The organism is uncultured Chitinophaga sp. (assembly GCF_937874145.1).
In the GTDB taxonomy this organism is placed as follows: Bacteria; Bacteroidota; Bacteroidia; order Chitinophagales; family Chitinophagaceae; genus Chitinophaga.
In genome coordinates this window covers 1-10860 of record NZ_CALNBI010000211.1, presented here as the reverse complement: position 1 = coordinate 10860, position 10860 = coordinate 1, and the positions used below count along the sequence as shown (strand labels likewise).

Annotated in this window: 13 protein-coding genes; 6 read left to right on the top strand and 7 right to left on the bottom strand. The window is 56.4% G+C overall.

Features of this window, described 5'->3' with window-relative positions; translation table 11 throughout:
- Positions 1-234: 234 nt before the first annotated feature.
- Complete coding sequence (locus tag Q0510_RS10315) at positions 235-606, bottom strand: hypothetical protein (RefSeq protein WP_298710799.1); 372 nt, start codon at positions 604-606, stop codon at positions 235-237.
- A 22-nt stretch (positions 607-628) separates the two neighbouring features.
- The gene (locus tag Q0510_RS10310) at positions 629-928 is read right to left on the bottom strand and encodes a GNAT family N-acetyltransferase (RefSeq protein WP_298710796.1); all 300 of its coding nucleotides are present in this window, start codon (positions 926-928) and stop codon (positions 629-631) included.
- 192 nt (positions 929-1120) lie between these two features.
- On the opposite strand from Q0510_RS10310, the gene bioA reads away from it, so the two are divergent.
- Positions 1121-2407 carry an adenosylmethionine--8-amino-7-oxononanoate transaminase gene (bioA, locus tag Q0510_RS10305; RefSeq protein ID WP_298710793.1) on the top strand — a complete coding sequence of 429 codons (1287 nt, stop codon included), beginning with the start codon at positions 1121-1123 and terminating at the stop codon, positions 2405-2407.
- 57 nt (positions 2408-2464) lie between these two features.
- On the opposite strand, the gene Q0510_RS10300 is transcribed toward bioA, so the two are convergent.
- From Q0510_RS10300 to Q0510_RS10290, 3 genes are all read right to left on the bottom strand, one after another.
- A complete protein-coding gene (locus Q0510_RS10300; protein WP_298710790.1) occupies positions 2465-2959 on the bottom strand; it encodes a DUF2911 domain-containing protein in 495 nt (164 codons plus the stop codon).
- Positions 2960-3037: 78 nt separating this feature from the next.
- Positions 3038-3583: an SRPBCC family protein gene (locus Q0510_RS10295; protein WP_298710787.1), complete on the bottom strand. Its 546-nt coding sequence runs from the start codon at positions 3581-3583 to the stop codon at positions 3038-3040.
- Positions 3584-3612: 29 nt separating this feature from the next.
- Positions 3613-4689 carry an ABC transporter permease gene (locus tag Q0510_RS10290; RefSeq protein ID WP_298710785.1) on the bottom strand — a complete coding sequence of 359 codons (1077 nt, stop codon included), beginning with the start codon at positions 4687-4689 and terminating at the stop codon, positions 3613-3615.
- Between the two features lie 255 nt (positions 4690-4944).
- On the opposite strand from Q0510_RS10290, the gene Q0510_RS10285 reads away from it, so the two are divergent.
- Entirely contained in the window at positions 4945-5286 is a 342-nt protein-coding gene (locus Q0510_RS10285; RefSeq protein WP_298710782.1) for a hypothetical protein, read from the top strand.
- A 312-nt stretch (positions 5287-5598) separates the two neighbouring features.
- Here Q0510_RS10285 and sppA read toward each other — a convergent pair whose 3' ends face one another.
- Positions 5599-7350: a signal peptide peptidase SppA gene (gene sppA, locus Q0510_RS10280; RefSeq protein ID WP_298710779.1), complete on the bottom strand. Its 1752-nt coding sequence runs from the start codon at positions 7348-7350 to the stop codon at positions 5599-5601.
- 80 nt (positions 7351-7430) lie between these two features.
- Here sppA and folK point away from each other — a divergent pair, with 80 nt between their 5' ends.
- Together folK and Q0510_RS10270 are read left to right on the top strand one after the other, a co-directional pair.
- Positions 7431-7925, top strand: coding sequence for a 2-amino-4-hydroxy-6-hydroxymethyldihydropteridine diphosphokinase (folK, locus tag Q0510_RS10275; RefSeq protein ID WP_298710776.1), 495 nt, complete (start codon positions 7431-7433; stop codon positions 7923-7925).
- A 3-nt stretch (positions 7926-7928) separates the two neighbouring features.
- Positions 7929-8552, top strand: coding sequence for a deoxynucleoside kinase (locus tag Q0510_RS10270; protein ID WP_298710774.1), 624 nt, complete (start codon positions 7929-7931; stop codon positions 8550-8552).
- Positions 8553-8701: 149 nt separating this feature from the next.
- Here Q0510_RS10270 and Q0510_RS10265 read toward each other — a convergent pair whose 3' ends face one another.
- Complete coding sequence (locus Q0510_RS10265; protein WP_298710771.1) at positions 8702-8908, bottom strand: hypothetical protein; 207 nt, start codon at positions 8906-8908, stop codon at positions 8702-8704.
- 174 nt (positions 8909-9082) lie between these two features.
- On the opposite strand from Q0510_RS10265, the gene Q0510_RS10260 reads away from it, so the two are divergent.
- Positions 9083-9676 carry a hypothetical protein gene (locus tag Q0510_RS10260; RefSeq protein WP_298710768.1) on the top strand — a complete coding sequence of 198 codons (594 nt, stop codon included), beginning with the start codon at positions 9083-9085 and terminating at the stop codon, positions 9674-9676.
- Between the two features lie 106 nt (positions 9677-9782).
- Positions 9783-10860 (top strand): STN and carboxypeptidase regulatory-like domain-containing protein (locus tag Q0510_RS10255; protein WP_298710765.1); only part of this gene is annotated, 1078 nt, incomplete at its 3' end.

The window sequence follows — 10860 nt, the reverse complement described above, 5'->3', positions numbered from 1 at the left end:
GCGGGAGATAATCGGGCACACGGACATCGATATGATGAAGGAGCAGGAAGGGATCTATCCGGTCGGCATGGACGGATGGAAACGGCTGCCTGACGGGCATATCGCCCATATCTTTCTGATCTGCGTACAGCACATGCTGTACGCTGCGGTATTGCTGCATGGGAGTTTTATCTATTCAGGCTGTTTGTCTGCGTTCATGTAATAGGTCAGGGCGCCGGAAGGGCGCCAAACGTTTTAAGATTCGCGCAATTGCTGCTTGAAGGCTTTGAACTCTTCGCGCAGCTCGATGAACAGGCGGTCGAAGGTGTCCATATCGTCCTGCAGCTTGTTGTGCAACATTTGCAGCTGCGCATCGTCGCCCTCGGCTTCCGACATCATTTTATCTCCCTTGATCACCTGCTGGAGGAGGTCGTTCACCACTTCTTTCTGGCGGATGAGGGCATTCTGGAAATGCTCCACTTTGGCGGCATTTTCGTTCCCGATCTGGCCGTTGGCGAGCTCGCCGAGCTCGTCGCGCAGGGATTTGATTTCTTTTTCGTTCAGCAGCAGGGCTTTCTTCCATTCCTGGTGTTGGTGATGGAGTTTGTCGTAATTAGTCAAGGGCATATTGCAAAGATTTATTGTGTGTTCAGACGTTGATACCATGGGCCAGGAGCTTTTTCCACTGCGGGTTTTTCCGGATAAAGGTGGCCACGTACGGGCAGAGGGGCACCATTTTCTGGCCGCGTTCCTCGATGATGGCCAGCACGCGCTCCACCAGCGCTGCGGCGATGCCCTTGCCCTCGAGCTGGGGCGCTACTTCGGTATGGGTCAGGAAGATGCGGTTGCCGCCTTCCATGTACTCGATTTTAGCCAGGTGCCCGTCGACCCGGGTTTCGAACTGCTTGGCATTTACATTTTCCTTTATCTCGAGCAGTTTTGCTTCCATGTGTTCGTGTTTGGGTGGTAAACGAATAAAGACAGGTTGCGGGAAAAATAGCCGGACACGGATGGCTAAAACCATGCCATCCCAATACAACACAAAGGTAGGCAATTGGTTGGCTCTGCGGTCAAATCCCGGGAAACATGCGTATGTGAAATGCGCTTTTTCGTTGTACGGACGATGGTTTACATTTGCCGCATGCAAAAAACGTTAAGCGAACGCGACCAGGCCGTGATCTGGCACCCCTACACCCAGATGCAGACGGCCCCCGCGCCCGTGGGGATCGTGCGCGGCGAAGGCGCGGTGCTGGAAGACGAGCAGGGCCGGCAGTACATCGACGCCACCTCCTCCTGGTGGGTGAATATCCACGGCCACGCCCATCCGCATATTACGCAGCGGCTTGCGGAGCAGGCGGCTGTTTTGCATCATTCCATCTTCGCAGGCTACACGCATGAGCCGGCCGTAACGCTGGCCGAACGGCTGCTGCCCGTGCTGCCGGGCTGCCAGGCCCGGGTGTTTTATTCCGACAACGGCTCCACGGCCGTGGAAGTAGCGCTGAAAATGACGATCCAGTACTGGCAGAACAAAGGCCTCCCCCGCCGAAAGCTCCTCGCTTTCCATAACGCCTACCACGGCGATACATTCGGCGCCATGAGCGTTTCCGGGCGCAGCGTTTTCACCCGCGCGTTCGACGATTACCTGTTCGAAGTCACTTTCCTCGATCTTCCCAACCCGGAAAACCTCCCCGCGCTCCTGGCGCAGGTCGGCGCCCTCGGCGAAGCTACCGCCGCGTTCATCTTCGAACCGCTGGTGCAGGGCGCGGGCGGCATGGTCATGTACGACGCCCCTTCGCTGGACGCCCTGCTGGCGCATTGCCGCGCCAAAGGCATATTGCTCATAGCAGACGAGATCATGACCGGTTTCGGGCGCACGGGCACCAATTTCGCGATGGACCAGCTGGCGACCCCGCCGGATATGGTCACGCTGTCGAAAGGGCTGACCGGCGGCACCATGGCCATGGGTATCACCACCTGCACGGCGGAGATATACGAAGCGTTCCTCAGCACCGACAAGCTGAAAACCCTCTTCCATGGCCACTCCTTCACCGCCAACCCGCTCACCTGCGCCGTGGCGCTGGCCAGCCTGGAGCTTTTCCTGGAGCCTTCCTGCGCCGAAAACCGCCGCAGGATCGCGGAACAGCACCGGCAGTTTGCGGAGGTACTAGCGACACAAGATGATGTGCGGAACGTCCGCCAGGCGGGAACGATCCTGGCGTTCGAGATCCATACCGGCGAGGCGGACAGCTACATCAACGACCTGGCGGGCTTCCTGCATGCCTTTTTCCGGGAGAAGCGCGTGATGCTGCGCCCCCTCGGCAATACGCTTTACATCCTTCCCCCTTACTGCATTACCAACGAACAGCTGGGCCTTGTGTACAACAGCATCCTGGAGATGCTGGCGGCATACGGCAAACGGCAGGTATAAAAAAAGCCCCCGGAATTCCGGGGGCCTTAATGCGTTTGCTGTGTTGACGTGTTGTAACTAGAACTTCATGGGAACGGAGATCTTGGTATCGTCCCACTCCATTTGCAGTGCGCCTTTCGGGAAAGAATACGTCAGTTTTTCAACGGAAGAAGCCGTTTTCTGACGGGGAACTTTTACTTCAGCTACGTTTTTGTCTTTGTTTTTCTCGTACTCGGCAGAGCCTGGCTGACCGGCTACGCTGTTAAGGATCACGGTGAAATCGCTTTGCGTGGGAACGATGAACAGGGCGTAGGTGCCTGCTTTCACTTTCTTGCCGCCAAACGTCACGTCTTTCTTAAAGGTAATATCGGTTGACTTGTTGGCACCAGCACGCCATACTTTGTCGTAAGGCACCAGGGCGCCGAAGATCGCGCGGTCCCTTTTGGAGGGCTGGCTGTAGGAAATTTCTACATTTTCTCCCTTCGCGGAAACCAGCGGGCTTTTCGGAGGATCCTGCGCCAGCACGGCCGAGGCGGAGAACAGAAGGGCGAGGCCCAATAACATGCTTTTCATAAAAATAGGATTTGATGAGTTGAGGATGGAAATTACGCCGGAAAACCCACAAAAACCAAACCGTTCAACATAAATATCTCAGGGTTTTTCCGCGAGCGTTTTCAGATGGTTGAGCCCGTCTTCCATCGTGGAACCGAACATCCTGTCCATCATGAACCCGCGCAGCTTCCACCAGGGCGCCATGCCCACGTGCGCTTCGAAGCGCCAGAGAATGGCCGTGCCCAGGCTGTCGGCCGTGGGTTTGAGATCGAAATGCGCGGTGATGTGTTTCATATCCGGGTGGGTCATGATGTAGGTCACGCTTTTGCCGGGCACCACTTCGGTGATTTTCACCCGGCCAGGCTCGTTTTTACCTTCCACCGGCCAGGTGAACATGGCGCCTTCGCCGGCGGTAACCGGACCGTAATTCACGGTTGCGCCGGGTTTGAGGCTGTATTCCGGGTGCCAGGGGTTCCAGTCTTTCCAGGTTTTCAGGTCGGTAAGATAGCCGAACACCTTGTCTGCCGGCGCTTCGATGGCGCCGGAGCGCTCCAGCAGCGCGGTAGACGGGAAGGCCAGCGACAGCAGGAATACCAGCGCCCCGAGGATGGCTACGGAAATAAAGAAGAATTTGATCAATCTCATATCAGGTAAGGATTACGGTTGTATAACATTTATTCCCAGCGGAACACCTTCACGGCCACCGCGTACACCACAACGCCCCATATCGTTAAAACAAGCAACTGGGGCCCGAGGTTCCAGAGATGCAGCCCTTCGAAGGCGATTTTCCGGAGCGCGTCGTTCAGGTAGGTCAGCGGCATGATTTTGCAGATAGGCTGCAGCCATGCGGGAAAAACATCCACCGAAAAGAAAGTTCCCGCCAGCAGGAATTGCGGCAGGGTCACGATATTGGCCATCGGAGGAATGGTGCTTTCCGTTTTGGCGATGCCGCTCACCACGAACCCGAAGCCCATGAATACGATGAGCCCGAATAAGCAGAGGATGAGCATTTCGAGGAAAGTCACGAACCCGTTCACCAGCGTGAAGCCGAAGGCAAAATACCCCAGCCCGATGATCACAACCGAACCGAACGACTGGAACAGCAGCCGGCTCAGCGCTTCGCCGAGGATGATGTACATGCGGTGGATGGGCGTGGCGAAGAAGCGCTTCAGCACCAGCGTTTGCCGCAGGCTGAAGAAGAGGAACGCCGTACCGAATACCGCGGCGCTCAGCAGCGAGAAGCCCAGCTGGCCGGGGAGGATGAAATCTATCGGGCGGTATTCGCGGCCGGGAACGGTTTCTTCCTTCACTTCCGCCACGGATGGACGGGGATAGGTGACATCGTCGGCCGCGCTGATGCCCAGTTTCAGGATGCTGAGCAGCGTGGCCTTTTCGTCCGGGTTTGTGGCAGTTGATGATTTGACGAATATTTTATAATCCAGCGGGGGATTCAGGGGCAGGTTTTCGCCCTGGATGCGTATGATGGCGGTGAGGCGCCCTTTGCGGAGGTCGTCTTCCATTTCGGCCTGCGTTGCGCCCGTAACGAGTTGCAGTTTGGGGGCGGAAGACAGGTGCTGGTAAATGATGGTGGCCGTGTCCGACGCCGCATCGATCCCGACCCTGACGGTCCCGCTCCTGCCACCGATAAACCCGAACACCAAAATGAAGACCAGCGGGAAAGCCAGGCTGAATACCACTGCCGAAGGGCTCCGGAACATTGCCCGGATGCTTGCCCTCGTAATTGCCCACATTGCCTTTCGCTGATTGTATGCTGACGCCATGCTATTTTTCTTTAACAAGGGGCAAAACTAGCAAACAACGGTCAATTATCCCCTGAAATATATCATTTGGCCACAACAGCGGCCTGCTGGGCTTTAACCCACCAATAACGCCCGGTTAACAATTTTAAGAAGGCCCGGGCGCGCAGCTTTCATTAAGTTGCAGGCATATTGGAAATGTGAGTTCCCGCGTATCTATCAACCCATCATGCCCTAAATCTTACCTGTATGGCAGAGAAGAAAGTTCAGGCCGCCGCAGAAGCAGTCAATCCGGCCGTAGAAAAAATGTGCAGTACCTACGACCAGATCCTGGAGAACCTCCAGGATTTCGATCCCTTCAGCGCATCGCAAATCATCTGCAATGTGATCAACGAGCATATCAAACGGTTATGCAACGTGATCCGCCATCACAACGAACTGGCGGAATCCGCGGAAAAATCTATGGAAGCCCTGGCCGACGGGCTCCGCCGCCTCCGTATGCAGGCCCAGAAAATAGTAGACGAAAACCATAACAACGTTATCCGCCTCACGCCCGAAGAACGCGACCCCGTGTACGCCGGCGAAGGCTGATCCTTTCTGCAAAATCATAACCGCCAACTGATGGATGCCGGCGATCCAAGGCTGACAATTTATAGAAGCCGGCAGTGGCCGGTCCGGCCATAAGGCATAGCCTTTCTGCACCGGGGCCGGGGTTCTCCGTACGGGGTGTAACTACCCTGCCGTATGGCGTCCCCGCCCCGGGGACCGGTTCCTTACTCTACAGGCTCCAGCCCGACATACCGGATGACCGGGTCCAAATCACTGTCCAGGATTGTATGTAATCACAATGCCGCCCCCTATCCGGGAGCGGCATCGCAATATCCGTATTTTTTCCGTGCCGGGTTACTGGATCAACATTTCAAAAGGCATTCTCGCCTGCACTTCGCCCTGCATGTTCCGTACTTTCTTAATCGCTTCAAAAATCCGGTAATCTTCGCCCAGCTCTTCTTTCACGAAGCTGGCCTTCACTTCCCTGCCGAAGCTCTTCATGAGTTTTTCCAGCGTATTCTGCGGACGGGGAAAAGTAGTCAGCTCCACTTCAGGGATATTGGCCATGCGCGCCGCACAGTCGATCGCGTCCTGCACGCCGCCCAGGCGGTCTACCAACCCGAGCGCCAGGGCCTGGCGGCCCGTCCACACGCGGCCCTGCGAAATGCTGTCCACCACATCCGCACCCAGCTTGCGGCCTGCAACCACGCGCTCCTTGAAAGTCGCGTAAATGGTATCTACCCCGCGCTGCACGATCACTTTTTCCTTATCGGTCAGCGGCCGGTCAACGGAGCCCGCATCTGCATACTCCCCGGTTTTCACACCGTCGAAGGTAATGCCGAGTTTATTGTTGAAGAAGCCTTTCATATTGGGAAGCACCGTAAACACGCCGATGGAACCGGTGAGGGTGTTGTGTTCGGCGAAGATGCTGTCGGCCATGCAGGAAATGTAATACCCGCCCGAAGCCGCGTAATCGCCCATGGAAACGATCACCGGTTTGGATTTGCGGGCCGCCGTCAGTTCGCGCCAGATGCTTTCGGAAGCCAGGGCGCTGCCGCCGGGAGAATTCACGCGGAACACGATGGCGCGGATGTCTTTATCCTGCCGCGCTTCGCGGATCATTTTCACGTAATCGTCGCTGGCGATCATATTGTCGCCATCCGCGCCGCTGCGGATTTCGCCTTCGGCATAGATCAGCGCTATGTTGCCGCTGTAACCGTCGTACACGCCGTTGGCCACGGCGTAGCGGTTGAGGGAGATGAAATTCACGGATTCGTCGCCGCCGATAGACAGGCTGCGTTTGATCTCGTCCATGATCTGGTCGTCGTACCGCAGGCCATCGATCAGTTTGAGGCGTTCGGCGTCCGAGGGCTCGTATACCAGCGCTTCGTTGGCGTAACGGTGGAGGGAAGCGGTATCGATTTTGCGCGCTTCGCCTACTTTCACGAGGAAGTCGCCGTACAGTTCGTTGAGGAACGAGGTGGTCTGGATGCGGTTGGCGTCCGACATTTTGTATTCGCGGAGCGGTTCGGTCGCGGATTTGAATTTACCGTTGTAGAAGATCTGGGGCTCGATGTCGAGTTTTTCGAGCATGCCTTTCAGGTACATCATAGTCATGGAGTAGCCGGTGAAGTCGACCATTCCCTTGGGATGCACATATACTTTGGTGGCGGCGGAAGCGATGTAGAAAGCGTTCTGCCCGAGGGTTTCGGCGTAGGCATACACGAACTTCCCGCTTTTGCGGAAATCCGTTACCGCCCGGCGGAGCTCTTCGCTGGCGGCGAAGCCGTTCCCGTTGCCGTCTGCCTTGATATAAATCCCTTTGACGTCGGTGTCTTCCGCGGCCAGGCGGATGATGCGGGAAGCATCGAAGAGGCCGGGGGCGTTGCCGGCGCCGCCGGCGAAATAGGCGCGGAAGGGATCGTCGACCCGCAGTTCATTGAATTTCTGGCTGAGGTCGAGCACCACAACGGCGTTGGCGCCCACGACCACTTTTTCTTTCGCTCCCATCCGGGCGAAGATCATCAGCATGAAGAAAAACGAGAGGATGGAGAAGACGAAAAGGGCTACAAAGGATGCCAGGAAAAATTTGAGGAAACTGCGCATGAGTATCTGGTTAATGGAAGGAAATCTATATTAATTTTCTCAAAAATACGGAATATGGGTACTTTTGAGCCGTCAAATTCATGAATACTGCAATATTACTGATAGGTGGCAACATGGGAGACCGCTCCGCAAACCTCCAGGAGGCGGTACGGCTGTTGCAGGCGGAAGCCGGTACGGTAGTCCGCGAATCGGCCTTATACGAGACGGCTGCCTGGGGCGGCGTAGCGCAGCCCGATTACCTGAACCAGGCCCTGGAGCTGCATACCGGGCTCGACGCGCCTGCCCTCCTCGGCCTGATGCTCGACATCGAGCGCCGCATCGGAAGGGTGCGGCGGATGAAGTGGGGCGCCCGGGTGATCGACATCGATATGCTTTTCTTCAATAACGAAGTGATTACCCTCCCACAGCTGAAAGTACCGCACCCCCAGCTCCAGAACCGCCGCTTCGTGCTGGCGCCGCTGGCGGAGATCGCGGGAGACAGGGTGCACCCCATCCTGCAGCTGACCGTTACCCAACTGCTGGCCGCCTGCCCGGATACCCTCCCGGCCGTAAAACTGGCCACCGCCCCGCACTAGTCCATGCAATACCGTTTTATTACCATAGAAGGAAATATTGGCTCGGGGAAAACCACCCTCGCCCACCAGCTCGCCGAACTGTTCCGTGCGCGCCTGGTGCTGGAGGAATTCGCCGACAACCCCTTCCTCCCGAAATTCTACGCCGACCCGGCCCAATACGCCTTCCCCCTGGAGCTTTTCTTCATGGCGGAAAGGTACAAGCAGCTCAAAGACATGCACGCCGGGCCGGATCTATTCACCTCCCATACTGTGAGCGACTACCTCTTCATCAAAAGCCTGCTGTTCGCCAAAATGAACCTTGAAGCCGATGAGTTTTCGCTTTACCAGAAGTTGTTCGACATCATCAATCCCCAGCTCCCCCAGCCCGATCTGCTCATCTTCCTCAATGCACCGGTAGAACAGCTGCAACGCAATATCCGCAAGCGCGGCAGGCCGTATGAGCAGCAGATCAAAGACAGCTATCTGGAACGCGTGCAGGAAATGTACATCCAGTTCATACGCCAGTATCCCATGTGCACGCTAATGGTCGACACTACGAAGTTTGACTTCCTCCGCAACCCCGCCGACCTGCAATCGCTCCTCGATGCGCTAGACAAGGATTATGCGCCCGGGGTGCATTACCTCTGACGCCGCAACAATTCACGCACTATATATGTTATAAGATTTTCCCACCCGCGAGGGGCTACAGGGAATAATCCATAGTTAGTGTTATCATAAAGCAAACAGGCAACCTGCGTCCGCAGATTGCCTGTCTTTTTTGTTGTAACCGGCCAGGACTAAAGGTCCATCACAAGCTGGTCCGTCAATGACGTCAGGAGACCGAATACCAGCGGACCGGCGACGGGAACGCTGGGGGTCAGGTTCTTTGTCAGGAAATACGCGCCTTTGACAAGCGTCAGGAGATTGGCTACATAGGAACCGCCCTGGATGTGCTGCATGTCTTCCATTTGAAGCGGCTCACAGCCGAAATACTTGTTTTCCATGATGTTATAGGATTTAGAAACAATTGGTCCTATTAATTTAATGGAACTTATCCTGTTCATTTTGTTCATTTTGAGAAACAACCGTTCATTTTGTTCAGATATTTTTTTTGATGGCTTATGGGGGGACAGGCGAATTGTCCGTCATACTAGCAGCAAACAAAAAATTTGAACAATATGAAAAAGCTACTGACAGTATTTGCGTTGATGCTGATGATCGCCGAAACACAGGCACAGGATATCCAGACCCTCGCCGGCCGCACCGGCAAGCCCAAAACCTTTGGCGCATACGGCCATGCCCTGGGCACCATTTCCGCAGTTAACGGCGATTTCGCGGTGTTCACCGGCGCTTACGGCGGCGTGTTCCTCAACAAGAAATGGCTCCTCGGCGCCGGCGCCAAAAGCCTCGCCAACAACATCCGCCTCGAAACTCCCGACCGCCCCCACATCGGTTTCTGGTATACCGGCGCGGTGGCAGAATACGTTCACAATACCGATAAACTGTTCCATTGGTCGGCCGGCGCCCTGGTTGGCGGCGGCAGCGTGTCGGAACGAGACCGGACTTACAGGACCAAGGACCTCGTCCTCGCATCCAGCGCCGTAGTGGTGGCCGAACCGTTCGTACAGGTAGAAATGAACGTCACCCATTACATCCGCGTGGTGGCAGGCGGCTCCTACCGCCGGGTATTCGGCGCGGGCGGCGTGAATATCACCAACGATAAACTCAGCGCGCCGGGCTTCTCCCTGGGCGTAAAAGCTGGACTTTTTTAACCGTCTGTCCAATTTCCCACCCCATCCATTGAACGTTTATTCTAATTTTGGCCCGCCGGTCCCTTAAAAGGAGCCGGCGTCCGCCATGTTTAAACCCTGCTCCACCTTGCTTCGTAACTGTCTGATCCTTCTGCTCCTCTGGCCGGCAGGCCTCATGGCGCAACATCAACTCCAGCAATCCGTTTCGATCCGCGCGGCCAACCAGCCCGTGGATTCCGTGCTGTCGCAGATCACCCGGCAATCGGGCCTGTCGTTTTCCTATGCGGGAAGGCCTTTCCGCGGCGACAGCCTCGTGAACATGAACGTGTCCCGCAAACCCATCCGCCAGGTGCTCGACCAGCTCTTCCAGGGGCGTGTCCGGTATTCGGTGGTCGACGGGCACATCATCCTCAACGCGGCCGAGGGCAACCGGGAACGTTATTACACCATCAGCGGCTACGTCCGCGATAAGTACAACGGCCAGATGATCGTGAACGCCAGTATTTACGAGCGCACCGACCTCATGTCCGCCTTTACGAACACCGACGGGTATTTCCATCTCCGGCTGAAGGACAAAGGCAAGATGCCTTCCGTCGAAATCACCGTCAGCAAAGAGTTTTACGTGGATACAGCACTGTACGTCATCCCCGGCCACGACCGCGAGATTTCCATCGCCATCGCGCCCGCCATGCCGGTACAGCTGCGGGAATTCACCGTGTCCGACAAAGTGGACAAAACCTGGCTGGGCAGCCGGCTGCTGAGCGAAAACCTGCGCAGGCAAACCCGGAACATCGGGAAGTTCTTCGCGGAGAAGCCGGTACAGTCGTCTATCGTGCCCTCGCTCGGTTCGCATGGAAAAATGGCCGGGCAGGTAACCAATAAATTCTCGCTCAACCTGGTGGGCGGTTACTCCGCCGGGCTTAACGGCGTGGAGATCGCCGGGGGCTACAATATCAATAAGAAAGACGCGCAATACGCCCAGGTAGCGGGGATCTTCAACCTGGTGGGCGGCACGGTGCGCGGCGTGCAGGTGGCCGGCATCTTCAACCGCAATATGGAAATGGTGGAAGGCGTGCAGATCGGCGGCATCAGCAATGTGGCCGATGGAAAGCTGGTGGGCGCGCAGGTTTCAGGGATCTTTAACCGCGCTATCGACTCCGTGCGGGGCATCCAGGTCGCGGGCTTGCATAACAGGACGCTGGGCG

Coding starts and splice junctions, on each gene's coding strand:
- folK (WP_298710776.1), top strand. CDS start 7,431: ATGAATACTGCAATATTACTGATAGGTGGCAACATGGGAGACCGCTCC.
- Q0510_RS10260 (WP_298710768.1), top strand. CDS start 9,083: ATGAAAAAGCTACTGACAGTATTTGCGTTGATGCTGATGATCGCCGAA.
- Q0510_RS10310 (WP_298710796.1), bottom strand. CDS start 928: ATGGAAGCAAAACTGCTCGAGATAAAGGAAAATGTAAATGCCAAGCAG.
- Q0510_RS10285 (WP_298710782.1), top strand. CDS start 4,945: ATGGCAGAGAAGAAAGTTCAGGCCGCCGCAGAAGCAGTCAATCCGGCC.
- Q0510_RS10265 (WP_298710771.1), bottom strand. CDS start 8,908: ATGGAAAACAAGTATTTCGGCTGTGAGCCGCTTCAAATGGAAGACATG.
- Q0510_RS10290 (WP_298710785.1), bottom strand. CDS start 4,689: ATGTGGGCAATTACGAGGGCAAGCATCCGGGCAATGTTCCGGAGCCCT.
- Q0510_RS10300 (WP_298710790.1), bottom strand. CDS start 2,959: ATGAAAAGCATGTTATTGGGCCTCGCCCTTCTGTTCTCCGCCTCGGCC.
- Q0510_RS10295 (WP_298710787.1), bottom strand. CDS start 3,583: ATGAGATTGATCAAATTCTTCTTTATTTCCGTAGCCATCCTCGGGGCG.
- sppA (WP_298710779.1), bottom strand. CDS start 7,350: ATGCGCAGTTTCCTCAAATTTTTCCTGGCATCCTTTGTAGCCCTTTTC.
- Q0510_RS10270 (WP_298710774.1), top strand. CDS start 7,929: ATGCAATACCGTTTTATTACCATAGAAGGAAATATTGGCTCGGGGAAA.
- bioA (WP_298710793.1), top strand. CDS start 1,121: ATGCAAAAAACGTTAAGCGAACGCGACCAGGCCGTGATCTGGCACCCC.
- Q0510_RS10315 (WP_298710799.1), bottom strand. CDS start 606: ATGCCCTTGACTAATTACGACAAACTCCATCACCAACACCAGGAATGG.